Below are 18624 nucleotides of genomic sequence, written 5' to 3' on the forward strand. Positions count from 1 at the left end.
CCCCGCTCCCACATTTAGATCAGTGTTGTTTCCGTCAACCTTCAGGTGGCGAACAAATAAGCTTCCACGTCCATTCCGGCATCGCGCATTTGCGCCAGCTTGTAGCGCAGCGTCCGCGGACTGATACCCAGGCGCTCGGCCGCTTCTTTACGACGCCCACGCTCGGAGCGCAGTGTGTCGATGATCATCTGGAATTCGCGGCGACGCAGATCGTCGCCCAGCGCACCCGCCGACTCGGATTCGACCTCCACCGCTCGCACCGGCGCCGGCGCCAATGCCGGCAACGGCGCACAGGCAACCGGCCCGGCGAGGCAGAAATCCTGAGGCTGGATCAATCCGCCCTGCTGCAGAATCAATGCACGCTGAATCGCGTTGTCCAGCTCTCGCACGTTGCCCGGCCATGGATAACCGATCAGGCACGCCTGTGCCTCTGGCGACAGTCCCGCCGCAGCATGCTTCATTTTATTGACGTGTTTGGCCAGCAGGCGCTCGGCCAGTGGCAGGATGTCGGCGGTGCGCTCGCGCAACGGACGCCAGGCCAGTGGAAATACCGACAGGCGATAGAAGAGGTCTTCACGAAAACGGCCCGCCGCCACCTCTGCGGCCAAGTCACGGTTGGTCGTCGCGACAACGCGGATGTCCAGCGCGATGGGCTTGCGTGCCCCTACCCGCTCGACTTCGCGCTCCTGCAACACGCGCAGCAATTTGGCCTGGAGACCGAGGGGCATTTCAGAAATTTCATCGAGCAGGATGGTGCCGCCGTCGGCTTGCTCGAACTTACCGGCCTGCGCCGCGATGGCGCCGGTAAACGAACCCTTTTCGTGACCGAACAGCGTCGCTTCAAGCATGTTGTCGGGAATCGCTGCGCAGTTGATGGCAATGAACGGCTGACTGGCGCGATGCGAGTGCTGATGGATGTAGCGCGCCAGCACCTCTTTACCGGTCCCGGACTCGCCAGAGATCAACACTGTGGAATCACTGCGCGCCACTCGTGCGGCCAATTCCAGCAATTGCGCACTGGCCGGCTCGAACGCGACAGGCCCTTCGCTCTCGGGAGCGCCGAGACTGCCCAGCGCATGACGCGCCACCAGATCCAGCAACGCCTTGGGTTCGAATGGCTTGACCAGATAATCCACCGCCCCCTGACGCATCGCATCGACCGCGCGCTCCACGGCGCCGTGAGCCGTCATCAGCAAGACCGGCAATTGCGGCTGACGAGCCCGCAACAAACCGAGCAGTTGATGCCCGTCCATGCCCGGCATGTTGACGTCGCTGAGCACCAGGTTGAACGAATCAGCACCGACAGCCTCGAGCGCCTCTTCCGCCGAACCGACAGCCTTGTAGTTGTGCCCTGCGAGCAACAGCGTATCCGCCAGTGCCTCGCGCAACGCGCGGTCATCCTCGACCAGTAAAACCTTGATTGCCATGCCCTTCACTCCGCTCCCAGAGCGCTACGCTTCTCATCAGAAAAAAGCGGCAGAATCACCTGCGCGCAAGTGCCGCGCCCCAGCCGCGAGCGCAGCTGCAATTCTCCCTGATGAGCACCCGCCACTGCCTTGACCACGGTCAGACCGAGGCCGGTTCCGGTGGTTTTTGTGGTGAAGAAAGGCTCACCGAGACGCGCCAGCACTTTCGTATCAATACCGCTGCCGCTGTCGCTGACCGATACCCGAAGGTTGTTGTCACGACTGTAGAGATGAACTTTCAAACGGACGTCGCCGGCACTGGCCTGGATGGCGTTCTCGATCAGGTTCAAAATCGCTCCGACCAGAGTGTCGCGATTGCACAGCAATTCTCCCGTATGGCTGTCGCACTGCCAGCGAATCGGCAGGTCCTGCACGTGGGTCAATGCAGCCGATTGCAGGGACTGCATCAGCATCTTCGGCGTGACGCGATCAGTCAGCGGCAGCTCGCCGCGGGCGAACACCAGCATGTCGCGCACTTGATGTTCCAGCTCATGCAAACGCTCTTTCAGGCGCCCGGCAAAGCGCTGCTGCGTGGCGACCGGCAACGCTTGCTCGGTCAAATGACTGGCGTAGAGCAATGCAGCGGACAAGGGCGTGCGGATTTGATGAGCCAGCGACGCAACCATGCGACCGAGCGACGACAGGCGTTCATGGCGGGCCAGTTGATCTTGCAGGTGGCGGGTTTCGGTCAGGTCGTTGAGCAGCACCAACTGGCCGGGCTCGGCATCCAGCGAGCGAGTGGCGATCGACAGGCGCCGACCGTCCTTGAGAGAGATTTCATGACCGTCGTCTTCACGCGGCGCAAAGCAACGGGCAATGACATGGCGCCACAGCTCGCCTTCAAGGGGTAGACCGAGCAGTTCGCAGGCCGCGGGATTGGCCTCGCGTACAATGCCCTGGGCATCGATGACGATGACGCCGCCAGGCAATAGATCGAGGAGGTTTTGCAGCCGGTTGGCCAGGCGTTCTTTTTCCGCCAGCTCCTGCATGCGCTGAGCGCTGACCACCGCCAGCTCACCCTTGAGCTCGGTAACCCGCGCTTCGAGCATGCTGTAGGAGTCGGTCAACTGGCTCGACATCTGATTGAACAGCGCGTACGCCTGCTCGAGACCAAACCGGCTTGCCTGCTCTACGGACGACGGGTGCCCCGAAGCGTCAGGGACAGGAGACATCTGGGCGGCGTGGGGCATCGTGCTCTCTCGCGTGGCTGACCGTCAGTGAAACGGAACGTTGCGAGGGATGTAGCAATACCCGTGCCTAAAAAAAACCGCCTATAAATGAACGACTTGAAAAACAGGCGTCAATCATCCGCCTGCTCATCACCGTCACGACGGCTCATGCCGTACTTGCGCATCTTCTCCACCAGCGTGGTGCGACGAATCCGCAGCCGCTCGGCGGCGCGCGCCACGATGCCATTGGCATCATCCAGCGCCTGCTGGATCAGCCCTTGTTCCAGACCACCAAGATAGTCTTTCAGGTCCAGGCCTTCCGGCGGCAGCAGGGCGTTGGCGGTGAAGTCCGGCGTATGGCCGTTGATGGCCACGCGCTCTTCCAGATCGCTGCGCAAGCTGTCGACCAGTTGCTCGTCTTCGTCGTCGACGTAGCGGAATTTCTTCGGCAGCTCCACGACGCCGATGACCCCGTACGGGTGCATGATCGCCATGCGCTCCACCAGGTTCGCCAGCTCGCGCACGTTGCCCGGCCAGCCGTGCCGGCACAACGACATGATCGCCGCGGAGTTGAATCGGATCGAACCACGCTTCTCGTGCTCCATGCGCGAGATCAGTTCGTTCATCAGCAACGGAATGTCTTCGACGCGCTCACGCAACGGCGCCATCTCGATCGGGAACACGTTCAGGCGGTAGTACAAGTCTTCGCGGAAAGTGCCGATCTCGATCATGCTTTCGAGATTCTTATGCGTCGCCGCGATGATGCGCACATCGACGCTCTGGGTCTTGTTGCTGCCCACGCGTTCGAAGGTGCGCTCCTGCAACACGCGCAGTAACTTGACCTGCATCGGCAGTGGCATGTCGCCGATTTCATCGAGGAACAGCGTGCCGCCGTTGGCCAGTTCAAAACGCCCGGCGCGACTGGTGATTGCCCCGGTGAAGGCCCCCTTCTCGTGACCGAACAATTCGCTTTCCAGCAACTCGGCCGGGATCGCCCCGCAGTTGACCGGTACGAACGGCGCATCACGACGCTTGGAGTGATAGTGCAGGTTACGCGCAACCACTTCCTTGCCGGTGCCGGACTCGCCGAGGATCAGCACGCTGGCGTCGGTGTCGGCGACTTGCTGCATCATCTGACGGACGTGTTGAATCGCCCGGCTGGTGCCGACAAGACTGCGGAAAAGATTGGGTTCACGGTGACGACCGCGCTCGCGAGCCTGGTCATACATCTCGCGATAGACCTGGGCACGGTGCAGCGAATCGAGCAGCTTACTGTAGCTGGGCGGCATTTCGAGGGTCGAAAGCACTCGGCGACGCTGGTCTTCTGGCAGGTCAACGGAAGAATTATCGCCCATTAACAAAACCGGAAGGAACTCATCCCAGGTAGAGAGTGTCTTTGACAAGCCCGGAAGTGCGCCAGGAGCATTGACCGTCCCGATGAGGACACAGATCACTTCACGACTTGATGACAAAGAGCCGACAGCCTGCTGCCAGTCATGGCTACCGCAGGGTAAATTTTCTTCGCCAAGAAAATTTAAAATCACCGCCAAATCGCGGCGGCGGACGCTATCGTCATCAATCAGCAGGATTTTGGTTTCACGCCACATGCAATAGCAACTTCCCTAGTCAACTCAATGCCCGAAATGATGGGCAAGCTAGACGCCTGCAGGCACGTTATGCCCATAGACGCCTGAAATCTGCAACCAGCCACTAGTTAAGTCAAAAAACCGTGCACAGTCAAATTTATGGCGCACCCGGTCTGTATTAACTGAGGGTTAATCAACCGAACAGATGGTAAACCTTTGCAGCGTTCTGTGCTTGATGGATCTGCGACATCTCATCAACTATTGCTTGCCTCTCCCCCGTCGCCGCCTCAAGAAGCTGTTTATACACCCCCAGCAACTCCTCAAGGTTGTCGCGCAACGCGGCCTCGTCCACTGAAGCTTCACTCAAGACGTCTTCCATGCAGGAACGACAAGCCAGGTCCAGTTCACCAATGGCTTCCCAGTTTCGCTCGGCCAGGGCACCGACCAGGCCTTCACGGGTTTCTTCGATTCGCTGCAATACAAGACTCATGGTGATCTCCTTAAAACTGCGGCCCCGGCGCGGCGATAGCGTCCCAGCCGTCCTTGACGGTGCGAAGCAGATCGGCGACTTCGTCGAGAATTTTTGGATCGGTTTTGATGTTGGCTTCTGTCAGGCGCTTCATCATGTAGGTGTAGAGGTTGTCCAGTTCACCCACGGATTCGGCCTGGTTTTCCAGATCCAGACCTTCGCGCAGGCCACCGATGATGCCGATGGCCTTGCCGATAAAAATGCCTTTGCCGGGGATATCCTTGCGCTCCATGGCACCCTTGGCTTGAGCGATACGATCCAGACCGCCTTCCATGAGCATTTGCACCAAGCGATGGGGGCTGGCTTCGGAAGTCTGGGCCTGAGCGCCAATCTTCTGGTACTGCCGAAGGGCTAACATCGGGTTCATGTTGTACCTCATCAAAACTGTGTGATTCGTATAGCCAGTGTATCGACACGGCGTCAAAAAACTTTAGATTGAAACAAAAAAAGCCCGACAGGCGGAATCCGCTGCCGGGCTTTTGGCGCTTGGGCGCTATGAGGCGTTTTTCTGTGCGTTCATCGCCTCGAACATCGAGGTAATGTTGCTGGCAGTGGCCTTGAGCTTGCCGACCAGGGTATCCATGTCGTTGTACTTCTTGGTCAGCACGGCGGTCAGAGTCTCGATCCGACGATCCAGTGCTTCCTGCTGGCTGACCAGGTTGGCTTTGGCTTTTGCCAGGTTGGTAGAACGCGCATCAAGGATGCCGTCGCTGCCGGTCAGGGTATAAGGCGTGATCGCCGTATTCATTCGTTCCAGCAGACCTTGGGCCGCAGTGCCAGTCGCCGTCGGATCACCCAGGAACAGCTTCTGAACCTCACCACCCAGCTTCTGCGTATCCATCGCCGTAGAGAACTTGGTGCTGTCAAAATCGAGCGCACCGGTTTTCTGGTTGGTGGTAATACCCAACTGCGAAAGTACGGTCAGCTTGTCGCCTGCACCGGTACTGGTCAACGGCTCACGGATCGACGCCAGGATACCCCGACCCAGCGAGTCACCGGTCAATGCCGCAGCAACGGTTGGTTTGCCATCTTTATCCAGGGAGGGCTTGCTCAGCGTATTGACGCTGGTGACAACCTGGTTGTAAGCATCGACAAAGGCCTGGATCGATTTTTTCAAACCGTCACTGTTCGGTCCGACCGTCACAGTGGATGTCGCCCCACCGCCCGCCACCAGATTCAGTGTCAGACCGGAAATGGCACTATCCACGGTGTTGGATTTGCTGGTGATCGCCAGTCCGTCAACCGTGAAGCTGGCGTTCGCGGCGAGTTCGCCGATGGCACCGGCCGAGGTCGCCGTAGGCGTAGTGCCCATTTTCTGGCCGGGGGTGATTTCCAGGCCGGCAATACCACTGAGCTCGATATCGGAACCCAGACCGGTAACGGTAGACCCCATGACCAGACGCGAACCGAAGGAGTCAGTGACAATGTTGGCACTGAAGCCATTGGCACCTTGCTGGGTATTGATCGCATCCCGTACCGACTGCAGCGTAGCGCCGGTGGGAATGACAACAGGGCGGGAAATGCCATTTTGAGTGATATTGAGCGTACCACTCGGAATGGCACTGCTAGGACCACCGGAAAACGCAGCAGTCGCCACTTTCGATGAAGTCGCAAGGGTGTTGACCTTGATGACATAAGTGCCGTTGACCGCCGTGTTGCTGGCGACAGAGGTCAGCACTTTGGGATCGGAACTCGTGGCGTTGTAACCCAGGAACTGCGGGTTTTTCGTATCGCCGAGGTTTTTGATCGCGGTCTGGAAATTCGCCAGCACACTCTTGAGGGTCCCGACACCGGAAATCTGCGAGGTATTGGTAGTCGTCTGCCGGTTGATCTGACCCTGCTTGGCCGCCTTGTCAGCATCAACCAAGGCTTTGACGATAGCACCGGTGTCAATGCCGGAGCCTAAACCCGAACCCGGTAGAATTGGACTTGCCATGTGGAACTCCCTTCAGTGTGTCGCCGGTCTTTTGACCACTACAACGCCCAAAAGAACATAGCAACAAAATTTGTGCCAGCTGTCAGACTTTAGCGCTGAACAACAGGCTGCTTGCATCATTCAAACTATTGGCCAGCTTGAGGACTTCTTCGTTGGGGATCTGGCGAACCACTTCACCCGAGTCACTGGCAATCACTTTGACAATTACTTTGCCTGAAGGCTCATCGATCGAGAACTCCAGATTGCGCTTGATCGACTGAACGAACTTTTCGATTTCCTGAACGGCCATCTTCAGTTTGTCCTGTTCGGTTTGCGCGTTTTTTGGCTCATCCTTGACCGTTGCCACTTTGGCAGCATCGGCTTGAGGCTTCTCCACCGGCTTGTCAGCAACAGTCGTCGCCGGCTTCGCAGCTGGATAAGACAAGTTCAGCTTCACGCTCATATCCATGTCCATCACCTCTTAAACTAAAAAAGCGAGAGAGCGCGCGTGCGCACTCCCCCGCCAACACTCACCCGGCTATTACTGAAGCAGTTTCAGTACAGCGGATGGCAGTTGGTTGGCCTGAGCCAGAACCGACATGGAAGCTTGTTGCAGAGTTTGTTGCTTGGTCAGCTGTGCAGTTTCAGCAGCGAAGTCGGTATCTTGTACGCGGCTACGTGCAGCTTCGGCGTTTTCGTTGATGTTCTGCAGGTTGGAGATGGTGGTGGAGAAACGGTTTTGAGCAGCACCGAGGTCAGCGCGAGTGGCGTTGATTTTGTTCAGTGCAAGGTCGATGGCCGAAATAGCCGACAGTACTGCCGAGTGGTTGGCGCCGTTTGAAGTACCGGAGATGGTAGTACCGGTCAGGAGCAGGGCGCTGGCGTCGAAGCTCGTCGACAGGGTCAGGGTGATCTGGTTGTCGGAAGTAGTACCCGCACCTACCTGGAATTCCATCGCGCCAGCAGAACCGTCGATCAGCGCCTTGCCGTTCAGGTTGGTGGACTGAGCAATACGGGTCAGTTCAGCGATCGACTGTTGGTATTCTTTGTCCAGAGCGGTACGGTCAGCAGTACCGTTGGAGTCGTTTCGCGATTGCAGGGAGATTTCACGCATACGCTGCAGAATGTTGGTCGACTCTTGCAGAGCGCCTTCAGCGGTCTGAGCGATCGAAACACCGTCGTTGGCGTTTTTGATAGCCATGGTCTGACCACGGATCTGCGAGGTCATACGGTTAGCGATTTGCAGGCCAGCGGCGTCGTCTTTGGCGCTGTTGATTTTCAGGCCGGAAGACAGGCGAGTCATCGAAGTCGAAAGAGCATCAGAAGCCTTGTTCAGGTTCTTCTGAACGTTCAGCGAAGTAGTGTTGGTGTTTACTGTCAAAGCCATGACGAATTCCTCGTTGGTTGGGTACTGCGGCTTCCGGCCCTGGCAACCGCCGGGTATGGCCTAGAGAACCTTCGTAATAGTTATCGTCGCCAATGCAGGTTGCTTTAGGGGATTTTGAAAAATATTTGCCATCACACTGCCATCCTTCATGAAACAAGGGCTTGGCGGAAGCTCAATGCAAAAAAGTGACGCCAGGGAAATGCCGGTAACGGGACAGCGAGGACTCGCCTGTACCGGCACATATCAAAAGCATTAAACGGCGGTTGCCGCCTTCAGCAGTTCCGACAGCTCATAGTCAAGATGATCCGCCAGCGCCAACCAGTCCTGCGCCTCCTGACGGGCCAGCATGTCGGTGAGCAACGCCGTCCAGCGGGATTGAACCTCGACACTCGCACGCCCCATCACGAGTTGAACATCGCTGCACACCTGAACCATCAGCAGCGCCGCTTCGACGTCTCGCCCCAGACGGAACAAACCGGAACACTGCTGCGCCTGGGCAGCCAGCAAGCGTTGAGTCATCGCGTGAACTCCGGGTGAAACGTCGTGCCGACGATCATCGCCCCTGCCCGACTGCTGTTATAGAAACCCACTTGAGGATGCCCGGCGATGTACCGTTCCAGCTCGCACAAGTAGCTGCGGAAATTGAGCTGTGTCTTGACCCGCTGACCGTGGCCGTCGAGCACCCAATGCCTGGCTGCGCCCAATTGCGGTCCAAGATCACCGTCATTCCAGCCTGCGTGGGTCTTGTTGTTCGGAAAAGCGAAGTCAGCGCCGAACAGAGTGATCTGGCTGGCGCCCATTTTTACCGCGAGATCCACAGCCGGATGGATCACACTGCCACCGACATAAAGCTGGGCCTTGGGTAGTCTCTCGCGCAATTCTCTATAGATCGGACTGGCAGAATAAGCCACGTAACGCTTGCCCTCCCAGGCCCCCAAAACCGCTGGCTCGACCATAGGCATGTAGACCAGCGTGATATCGCGGGTGCCATCGGGCGGCAAATGTCGCGTCGAGATACGCTGATCGATCGTGACCACCACATCCGGCTTGATGCCCTGCTCGATCAGCGGCCGGTAGGCGGTATCCACACAAATGAACAAGGGCCGCTGCGCGCGCTCGCGTACTGAACGCAGGGTGTCGAAGTGCTGTTCCAGGCTCGGCCCGGTGGCGATGACAAACACCTGCCTGCCGGAACAGGTGGCAAACAACTCGGCAGCATCGGCATCGGCACGAACGCGCTCGACAGATGCCTGCAATCGCTCGGCAATCTCGGGATTGTCCGGATCGAAGTTACGATTATTGAAGGTCAGGTGAGTCTCACTGATCAGCCGGTCGCGGATCTTGGCGTTGAAGTCGTCCGCCAGTACCAGTTCCGAAGGCAGCGCGAAATACGGCAACTGGATTTCCGCCAGATCGCCGGCGTACAAAAGCTCCACGCGCGAATCGCCGAGCCACTGCTGTTGATCGAGCAGTTGCAGCACCAGGGCAAACACCGCACCGTTCAGAATATGCACGTACAACCGTTCAAGCCCGGCACGCTCCAGCAATTGCGCCTGCAAATCACCCAGCCCGGTGCCATAGACATGCACCACCGGACTGTCGATGGGCAGGCTATCGGCCTGAAGCGCGGCTTCGCGGGTGCGGTCATGGCGACTGGTCAATTGAATGCCATTGATGCTCAACGTCGAGCCAAGGCCTTCCACCAGATCAGCTTGCAAGGCTGCACTGTCTTCAACTGACAGTCGATGCCAGACCTTGGGCCAGCGCTGCTGAATCAACTCGCCGTTGCGCTCAAAGAACTCGCTCATGGAGCCTCGCTTTTTCATTCGGGCAAAAAAATAGCGCTCAAGGTTACACCTTGAACGCTTTTTTTGTGCCTGACTTTTAGAGGTTCAGGGGCGATAGATAATCGCCGATCCCCATGACAGTCCGACGCCGAAACCGCTCAACGCAACGCGCTTCCAGCTGGAGCCCAGCACGTGTTTTTCCAGCAGCAACGGAATGCTCGACGACACGGTGTTGCCGGTCTCGACCATGTCCTTGATGAACTTCTCGGGATGGCCCTCGAAACGTCGTGCCACGGCATCGACAATCGCTGCACTGCCCTGATGGATGCAAAAGGCATCGATATCGTCAGCCGTCAGCTGCGAGTCGATCAGCAGTTCATGCAAATGTGCCGGAACCTTGAGCAACGCGAAGTTGAACACCTGACGGCCGTTCATGAAAAACACGCCATCGGTGACCTTCAGGTGTGGCGCGCCGGAACCGTCGGTGCCGAACTTGGCCTTGCCCAACTGCCAAGGCGCGTTTTCACCCATCCAGGTCGCAGTGGCGGCATCGCCGAACAGCATGGTGGTGTTGCGGTCTTCCGGATCAACGATCTTCGAATACGGATCGGCGGTGATCAGCAGGCCATTCTTCAGGCCCGCGGCTTCCATGAAGCCCTTGATCGCGTAAATGCCATAGACGTAGCCGGAGCAACCCAGGGAAATATCGAACGCGGCTACGGTGGTCGGCAGGCCCAGTTTGTCCTGAACGATGGCAGCGGTGTGTGGCAGGCCTTCTTCATCGCCGTTCTGGGTGACGACGATCAGCACGTCGATGGCTTCACGTTTCAAATCAGGGTTATTGGCGAACAGCGCATTGGCTGCTTCGACACACAGGTCCGAAGTTTCCTGCCCAGGGTCTTTGCGCGGCAGGAAGGCCGAACCGATCTTGCCCAGGATGAACTCTTCATCCTTTTCGAATTTTGCACCCTGTGCGTAATTGTCCACGCCGGCTACAGGAACGTAGCTCGCAATGCTTTTTATGCCAATCATTACGGCTTCCCAATAATAAACAGCCCAATTCCACCGCTCGTAATGATTCGAGGGGCGCCGACAAACAGAGAAAAACGTCGCCCCATAGAGGCGACAGCCGGAAGAATAAAAGGCTATCACTGGACCAAAAACAGCCCAGGCGCCACCTTCCCTATTAATACAATACAGTGAAGATGCGCGTTATGACTCGCGGGTCACGCTATTTTGCCGAATCAGCCTTACAAGCGGTTATTCGACCAACGACCAGTCCAGCGGCGTTCCGCGCTTGATGGACTGACGGGCGCGACGGCCCAGAAGGGTTTCCGCGTGTTTTGGGGCCAGCCCATGCCCCGGACGAATGGCTCGCAGATTGGCGTTGGTGAAGGGCTCGCCGGCAGCCATGTCCTGAGTCACGTAGAGTGAACGGCGGAAAACCATCGACTTGCGCTCAGCATCCGTCACACCGTAATGCACCTGCCCCATGGCCTGCCAGGCGCGTTCGGTTTCAATCACCAGGCTGGCGAGCTCAGCCGGCTCGAGGGAAAAACTCGCATCCACCCCACCCGCGCTGCGGTCAAGCGTGAAGTGCTTTTCTACCACTGTCGCCCCAAGCGCCACCGCGGCCACGGACACACCGACGCCCATGGAGTGGTCGGACAGCCCGACTTCACAGCCAAACAACTCGCGTAAATGAGGAATCGTACGCACGTTGCTGTTGGCTGGCGTTGCCGGGTAAGTGCTGGTGCATTTAAGCAACACCAGATCCTTGCAGCCGGCCTCGCGGGCGGCACGCACGGTTTCGTCGAGTTCGGCAATGCTGGCCATGCCGGTAGAAATGATCAATGGCTTGCCAGTCGCAGCGACCCGACGAATCAACGGCAGGTCGGTGTTTTCGAAACTGGCGATCTTGTAAGCCGGCACGTCGAGACTTTCGAGGAAGTCCACTGCGGTGTCATCAAACGGTGTGGAAAACGCGAGCATGCCCAGCGCCTTGGCGCGAGCAAAAATCGGTGCGTGCCACTCCCAAGGGGTGTGGGCTTTTTCGTACAACGCGTACAGCGAAGAACCGGCCCAGAGGCTGCTCGGGTCCTTGATGAAGAACTCGCCTTCGGACAGGTCCAGGGTCATGGTCTCGGCGGTGTAGGTTTGCAGCTTCAAGGCATGCGCACCAGCCTTGGCCGCAGCGTCGACGATCTGCAGCGCCACCTCCAGGGACTGGTTATGGTTGCCACTCATCTCGGCGATGATGAACGGTGGCGAGTCGGCCCCGATAGAGCGATGGCCGATCTTGAAACTAGTCATGGTGGTGATCCTTCAATACGCGCGTGAACACGCAAGCACTCTGATTGAAACCGGCTTCGCGAAAAACTTTCAGCGACGGCTGGTTGGCCGGCAACACCTGGGCGGTGATGGCGGTCAGTTGCGGCCAACAGGCCGTGACGAAAGTCTCGCCGCGGGCCAACAGCGCCCTGCCCCAACCCAGGCCAATGCGATCTTCAAACAGATAAATCGAAACTTCGGCCGCACCGCCGCGCAATTCATAACGCAGCACACCCACCGGACCGTCATCGGCCTCGGCGATCAACAGCAAGCGCTGCGCATTATTCAAACTGGCGGCCAGCCAGTTTTGATGCGACGGCCATTCAATCAACCCGGTCTCCAGCGACCAGCGCCGTACCGGTTCGGCATTGCGTCCGTCAAACAGCAGCTGCGCATCGTCTGCGGTCGCGGGACGAATCTGCAACACCGCACCGGCCAAGGCTGCCGCCACCCGCTGTGCGCCCCGGCCATCAACCAACCGTCGGGAATGCTCGGCCAGACTTTGGCGGATCCCCTGATTGCCCGCGACAAAACCGATGGCCTGACGCAACTGTTCGACGCTGACCTGCTCACGGGCGCCCAGATACACATGAGCCCCGGCAGTCGCCATGACCTCGCCGTTGGCTTGCTGATTGTTCGAGACCGCAATGCAGATCGTCGGCAGCCCCAGGGCCGCCCGCTCCCAACTGGTTCCACCGCCGGCGCCGACAAACAGGTCGGCCTCGGTCATCAATCGGTAGAAGTCGCTGACAAAACTGTGCAGGCGCCAATTTGGATGATCCGCCGCAAGAACCTGCATTTTCTCCCAGGCCGGGTTATCGGCACCGGCAACGAAATCGACTTCAAGCTCATGAAAGTCCGCCAGCGCCAGCATCGCGTGGTGAGTCTGCATCGCCGCATCGAAGCCGCCGAAGTTCACCAGCACCCGCTTCGCCTGGGGTTTGATCTCGATCATCGGGCCGCTGAATTCTTCACGCAGCATCGCAAAACGCGGGCCGAGCAAGGCCTGGCAATTCGATGTCAGCAACGAGGTGTAAGCCTCTGGCGTTCCGGACAGATTCTGATTGAGCAGCAGGTCGACGGCGTAGGTGCGAGTGGCAAGGTCATCCACCGCCGCAATCCGCGGCGCCCAGCGCCGGGCTGCGGTCTGCCAATGATGATCGAGGCCATAGTGGTCGACGATGATCCAGTCAAACGCGCAATGGTTTTCCAGCGCTTGCGCCAAAGCGTCAATGTCCGCCTGCCACGGCAGCATGGATTCAATGGCCTGCTGCGGGTCTTCATCGGGATAACGATCCGGCAGCGCGAAGGTTTCGAAACCTTCGGCCGCCAGCATGTCCAGCCGATGCCCCGGCAGTTGGCGGCACGCAAACGCAACGTGCGAACCCTGCTTGCGCAAGGTTCTGGCCAACGGCAACAAGCGAGCGATATGACCGCTGCCGATGGTTGGCGATGCGTCGGAGCGAATCAGCACTCTCATTGCAACTCACCACCGGCCTTGAGCGCGGCGAAAAGGTATTCGGCACGCTTCCAGTCTTCGGGGGTGTCGATGTCCTGCACCAGATGTCGCGGCAGAATCACCGGCAGACTCGCCGAAGAAAACAACACATCCCCTCGCAACCAGGCTTCGCTGCGGCCCCAGTAAAACTGGCCGGCATCCTGAAAAGCTTCGGGCAGATCCTGGGAGCGGGTAGTGCGAAATTCCGGGTAAAGCGAAGTCAATGCGCCCGTCTCATCAAGCACCAGGGCACGTTGTACCGGGAAACCGAAACCGGCCACGGAAAAAGCGAATGACTTGTCTGGTTGCTGCACCAGCAATTCATGTCCCTGACGCAGAAACCGTGCCTGCAACAGCGGCGCGGTCGCGTAGATACAGCAGGCAAAGTCGAACGCCGGCAGTTGATTCAAGGCGTGAACGATGACCGCGGCAGTCCCGGTGAAATCATCGGCAAGCGCAGCGGGACGCATGAACGGAACGTCAGCGCCGTGAGTCCGCGCGACCTCGGCAATTTCCTCGTCGTCAGTGCTGACAATCACCTGATCGAACAGGTTCGATGCCAGCGCCGTACGGATCGAACGAGCGATCATCGGCACGCCGTCGAACGGTTTGAGGTTCTTGCGAGGGATCCGTTTGCTGCCGCCACGGGCAGGAATGATAGCGACGCAGCTCACGGCCGATGCTCCGGCATGAGACTGGCACAGATGCCCGCGCGGTGAATCATGCTGTTCAACCCAGGATTCGCCTCAAATGTTCCACCACTTCCTCTTGCTCTTCATCCGTCAGATCGGGATACAACGGCAGGCTGATGGCTTCGGAAAAATAACGCTCGGCCTGTGGAAAATCGCCGTCCTTGAAACCTTGCTCGCGGTAGTACGGCTGCAAATGCACCGGAATGTAATGCAGATTCACTCCCAGCCCCGCCGCCCTCAGCGCCTTGAACACCTGCGCCTGACTGAGCGTGTTTTGCGACAGCTGCAAGCGAACGACATACAGATGCCAGGCCGACTCTGCACCCGGCTGTGTGACCGGCAATGTCACCGCCAGGCCGGCCAACAGTGTTTCATAACGCGCGGCCAATTGACGACGCCTGGCGACAAACGCGTCAAGACGCGTCAGCTGCGACAACCCCAGGGCGGCGTGCAAATCGGTCATCCGGTAATTGAACCCCAGCTCCAGTTGCTGGTAGTACCACAATCCCGTCTCCGGCACCTTCATCTGCGCCGGATCACCCGTGATGCCGTGGCTGCGTAACCGTCGCAGGCGTTTGGCATACTCGGCATTATTGGTCAGCACCATGCCACCCTCGGCGCTGGTAATGATCTTGACCGGATGAAAGCTGAAAATGGTCATGGCGGCGTATTGGCCACAGCCTACCGGCCGACCCAGGTACGAGGCCCCCACCGCATGGGAGGCATCCTCGATCAGCGTGAAGCCATAGCGCTCGGATAACTGCGCAATGGCACGCATGTCGCAACTCTGCCCGGCGAAAGCGACTGCAATCACCACTTTGGGCAATTTTCCGGCGGCCTCGGCAACCTCGAGTTTCTCTGCAAGCAACCTCGCATCAAGGTTCAGGGTGTGCGGATCAATGTCGACGAAATCGACGTCGGCGCCGCAGTAGCGAGCGCAGTTGGCCGACGCGACGAACGTGTTCGGACTGGTCCAGAGGTAATCTCCCGGGCCAAGATCCGCGACCAGACAGGCGATGTGCAACGCCGCCGTGGCGTTGCACACGGCGACTGCGTGCTCCGCCTGACAGTGGTTGGCCAGGGCCTTTTCGAAGCGTTCGATGGTCGGTCCCTGTGTCAGCCAGGGTGACTTGAGCACTTCCATCACGGCGTCGATATCCGCCTGATCAATGTTCTGCCGCCCGTAAGGAATCCGGTAGGGCATCATGACCGTGACTCAACGCGACGCCCGACGAGCTGGCAAATACGCACACTTTTGAACATCAATTTGCCCTTGCACATGGCGTGAGTCCTTTTATTTGATCAGACAGCTCATGCGAGCAATTGCGCCCAGTTCACACTGCCGGCGTCGCCCAGAGTAAAACCTTTGCCGGTCAGGGCCAGGTTCTGGTTGTAAGCCTCGTCGCGGACAAAGCGCGCCTGCCACTTATCGCGCAACGCCGCCAGAATCTGCGGTTCGTTCGGCAAAGTGCCCGGGTGGGCAATCTGAACCTGCGGCGTCCACACCGTCAGCAAACCGGCGTCGGCGACTTTCAGGCAGAGATCGACATCGGCGTAAACCTCATCGAAATGCTCGCGATCCAGTCCGCCGAGGGCAACGAAGACTTCCTTGCGAATCATCAGGCACGCACCGGAAACGGCCGTGTAATTCTGTTCGACGGCCAGTCGGCGCATGTAGCCCGGTGCATCCTTTTTCTCGCCGGTGAATGGCGAAGCGATCCCGCCATCGAACCCGAGAATCAGTCCTGCACCGCTCACATTACCCTCGCGATCCACCAGTTTTGCACCGACCACCCCGACTTCTGGACGCTGGGCCTGATTGAGTAACGCCTCGATCCAGTTCGCGTTGACCACTTCGGCGTCCGCCGCCAGCAGCACCAGGTATTCACCTTGAGTCTGCTCGGCTGCCAGGTTGAGCAGTGCCGAAGTGCTCAGTCGCTGCGCGGCCTTGACCAGACGAATCCGGCCACGACCGTTTTGCTCCAGGCTGTCGAGCCAGTCGAGCAGCTCGGCGGACTGGCTATGGTTATCGGCAATGACGATTTCATTGTTTTGATAACGGGTGCGTTGCAAGACACTGACCAGGCAGCGTTGCAAATGCTCCAGGTTGTCTTCGCTGTGGACGACGATCGACACTTTCGGGCGATCGGCATGGCGGTAGTCGATACGGTAACCACCCGACGCTTCGGCGTTGACCTGCGCTTGATAACCGCGAGTCGCCAGATGACGAACCAACGTCTGACGTTCGTGTTCGTTGGGCGCCAAACCCGGTGCTGCGGTGATCAGCAACGGCTCTGCCAGATGAGCAAGGCCGCCAAGGCCGCCGGTTTCGATCAAACGCAGCAACAGGTCGAATTCGAGCGCAGACGTGAACTCGCGGGCAAAACCACCGACCTCCACCAACGCTTCGCGGCGGATCAGCCAGTGCCGCGCGACCAGCGCCGGCATGCTCTGCAACAGGTCAAGGTTGAAGGCTGGCCGGAAGACGTCGACCAATGTGCCATTGGCCTGACGATGAATCTCGTCCATCGCCACCGCACGGCAACCCTCGGCGTTCTGCAACTCGAGACTGGCACGCAGGAACCCGGCAGCGGTGAACTCGTCGCCCGCCTCGGCCAGCAGCAACCAGTCCGAGGTCGACTGACGAGCGATCTGGTTCAGCTTGTCGACGTAATTGGCCGCCGTGACCTTGACGAAATGCAGCGTGTTTTGCGCGGTGGTGACCGCCGGCAAGTCACCCGTGGTGAAGACCACCACTTTGAATGCCCGGAACGCACTCTCCATAAGGCTATCCAGGGTGACCTGGAGCTTGTCCATGTCAGCGTCCAGATCCAGCAGCAGAATGCCGAACTGAGGACCACCGTCGTTGGCGGCCAGGTGCTGATTGATTTTCCTCACCGCGGTGTCGTTCGGTTGACGGGCCTGCAACCAGTTCCGCACATGCCCCGACGGCATCGTGTCGAGCAACTGCCGACTGTCAAAAACGGGCACGCTGTCCAGACGCTGAACCCAGTCGGTCAGCACCTGGGCATCGGCGGCCTCATCCATATCCAGCAGCTGCTGCGCCAGCTTTTGCACCACCCGACGGTTGAAGGCCCCCAGCTGAACAGCTTGAAGCAGACGGTTCTGAATCGTCGCCGAACTGTCATTGGAGTAGGTGCGCTGCAAGGCTTCCTGCTTGAGCAATGCGCCTTCCATTTCTTCGAGCTGCAAGCGCCCGGCCGGCATCGCATGAAGCAGAAACTCGCACTGCGCCAGTTGCTCGAAGAAGGCACTGTTGTAGAACGGCATTTCGACGTATTGCTGAGCGCCGAATACCCGCTTCGGCTCCGCCGTCGGATCCGTCCAGTAAGACTCGAAAATCGGTTCGATGGTCAGCGCGTTACGGGTCGTCAGGCTCTCGGCCAGGGCGGCGAAACTTTGCAGGGCAAGTTGCGCGGTCTGCTGTTCATTCAGGTCACTGATGCCGGTCGGCAGCGATGCCAGAAACCCGGCAAAGCGCTCGCGCTCGGCAACAGAACGAGCATCCTTGAAGGTCAGGGTCGTCATGATTTCAGTGTTGTGATCCGAGCGGCCATAGTTGACCTCACGCACCACGTAGGGCATTGGCAGAATCCGCGCCTTGGCCCGCGCCAGCATGTAGTAGACATGACCGATTTCCTGCCACTGGAAGATCGTGCCTTCAGGCATCGCTTCATACCAGTCACGCAACAACGAAGTACGGTGCACCGCATAGAACGGCGGAATGTACTGGCTCATGTAATCGAGTAAACGATCCTGACCGTGTTCGGCGTTGTAGTCCTCGTGCACTTTCTTGTCACGCCGGTAGTACTGCACGTAGTTGGAGTGGGTCAGGTACATCAGGCAATAGCCATGGCACAGACCGTAGTCGGGGTTGGCTTCCAGGAAGTTCACCGACTCGGTGAGCGCACCGTGCAACAGAAAATCATCGTCGGAAGCAAAGACCATATACGGCGTGGTGACCTGCTCGACGCCGTACACCAGTTTGGCCTGAATGCCCCAGTAGCCAAACTGCGGCAAATGCCGGTAGTCGATGGTGTCCGCGACCGCAGCCGCGCCCTCCAGAGCGACGGCCGATGAATCGAGGACCAGAATCTTGCAAGGCAACGTGCTGTAGAACTGCAATGCCCTGCGCAGGAACGCCGGGCGATTGTGTGTAATCAGCACCAGAGTGAACAGTTCACTCAAGGGCAGCGTGTTTTCAGAACCGTAAATGCCTTGCATATCCTTCCCCACCACAGAC

16 protein-coding genes are annotated in these 18624 nt (G+C 58.7%); all 16 read right to left on the reverse strand.

The annotated features are described in order from the left end of the window. Positions 1-41: 41 nt before the first annotated feature. On the reverse strand, positions 42-1427 hold the full coding sequence (locus ACYZTL_RS08000) for a sigma-54-dependent transcriptional regulator (RefSeq protein WP_461951323.1): 1386 nt from the start codon (positions 1425-1427) through the stop codon (positions 42-44). 5 nt (positions 1428-1432) lie between these two features. Further along, the gene (locus ACYZTL_RS08005) at positions 1433-2638 is read right to left on the reverse strand and encodes a sensor histidine kinase (RefSeq protein ID WP_461954285.1); all 1206 of its coding nucleotides are present in this window, start codon (positions 2636-2638) and stop codon (positions 1433-1435) included. Between the two features lie 128 nt (positions 2639-2766). After that, a complete protein-coding gene (locus ACYZTL_RS08010; protein ID WP_461951324.1) occupies positions 2767-4242 on the reverse strand; it encodes a sigma-54 dependent transcriptional regulator in 1476 nt (491 codons plus the stop codon). Between the two features lie 172 nt (positions 4243-4414). Next, a complete protein-coding gene (locus ACYZTL_RS08015) occupies positions 4415-4711 on the reverse strand; it encodes a hypothetical protein (protein ID WP_017337176.1) in 297 nt (98 codons plus the stop codon). Between the two features lie 10 nt (positions 4712-4721). Further along, positions 4722-5117, reverse strand: a complete 396-nt coding sequence (gene fliS, locus ACYZTL_RS08020) for a flagellar export chaperone FliS (RefSeq protein ID WP_461951325.1) — start codon at positions 5115-5117, stop codon at positions 4722-4724. A 126-nt stretch (positions 5118-5243) separates the two neighbouring features. After that, positions 5244-6686 carry a flagellar filament capping protein FliD gene (gene fliD / locus ACYZTL_RS08025; protein WP_461951326.1) on the reverse strand — a complete coding sequence of 481 codons (1443 nt, stop codon included), beginning with the start codon at positions 6684-6686 and terminating at the stop codon, positions 5244-5246. Positions 6687-6768: 82 nt separating this feature from the next. Next, complete coding sequence (locus tag ACYZTL_RS08030) at positions 6769-7134, reverse strand: flagellar protein FlaG (RefSeq protein ID WP_461951327.1); 366 nt, start codon at positions 7132-7134, stop codon at positions 6769-6771. Between the two features lie 72 nt (positions 7135-7206). Continuing rightward, positions 7207-8052: a flagellin domain-containing protein gene (locus ACYZTL_RS08035; protein WP_461951328.1), complete on the reverse strand. Its 846-nt coding sequence runs from the start codon at positions 8050-8052 to the stop codon at positions 7207-7209. 252 nt (positions 8053-8304) lie between these two features. Then, on the reverse strand, positions 8305-8571 hold the full coding sequence (locus ACYZTL_RS08040; protein ID WP_461951329.1) for a hypothetical protein: 267 nt from the start codon (positions 8569-8571) through the stop codon (positions 8305-8307). Beyond that, on the reverse strand, positions 8568-9860 hold the full coding sequence (locus ACYZTL_RS08045; protein ID WP_461951330.1) for a motility associated factor glycosyltransferase family protein: 1293 nt from the start codon (positions 9858-9860) through the stop codon (positions 8568-8570). Before ACYZTL_RS08045 ends, ACYZTL_RS08040 begins: the two co-directional genes overlap by 4 nt. Before the next feature lie 84 nt (positions 9861-9944). Beyond that, the gene (locus ACYZTL_RS08050; RefSeq protein WP_461951331.1) at positions 9945-10871 is read right to left on the reverse strand and encodes a ketoacyl-ACP synthase III; all 927 of its coding nucleotides are present in this window, start codon (positions 10869-10871) and stop codon (positions 9945-9947) included. A gap of 228 nt (positions 10872-11099) precedes the next feature. Beyond that, positions 11100-12152, reverse strand: a complete 1053-nt coding sequence (gene pseI / locus ACYZTL_RS08055) for a pseudaminic acid synthase (RefSeq protein ID WP_461951332.1) — start codon at positions 12150-12152, stop codon at positions 11100-11102. After that, complete coding sequence (gene pseG / locus ACYZTL_RS08060) at positions 12145-13650, reverse strand: UDP-2,4-diacetamido-2,4,6-trideoxy-beta-L-altropyranose hydrolase (RefSeq protein WP_461951333.1); 1506 nt, start codon at positions 13648-13650, stop codon at positions 12145-12147. The genes pseI and pseG overlap by 8 nt, the downstream gene beginning before the upstream one ends. Beyond that, entirely contained in the window at positions 13647-14342 is a 696-nt protein-coding gene (pseF, locus tag ACYZTL_RS08065; protein ID WP_461951334.1) for a pseudaminic acid cytidylyltransferase, read from the reverse strand. The genes pseG and pseF overlap by 4 nt, the downstream gene beginning before the upstream one ends. A 55-nt stretch (positions 14343-14397) precedes the next feature. Then, positions 14398-15567, reverse strand: a complete 1170-nt coding sequence (gene pseC, locus ACYZTL_RS08070) for a UDP-4-amino-4,6-dideoxy-N-acetyl-beta-L-altrosamine transaminase (RefSeq protein ID WP_461951335.1) — start codon at positions 15565-15567, stop codon at positions 14398-14400. Positions 15568-15671: 104 nt separating this feature from the next. After that, positions 15672-18605: a TIGR00180 family glycosyltransferase gene (locus ACYZTL_RS08075; RefSeq protein ID WP_461951336.1), complete on the reverse strand. Its 2934-nt coding sequence runs from the start codon at positions 18603-18605 to the stop codon at positions 15672-15674. Positions 18606-18624: the final 19 nt, after the last annotated feature.

The organism is Pseudomonas sp. LB3P81 (assembly GCF_054897965.1).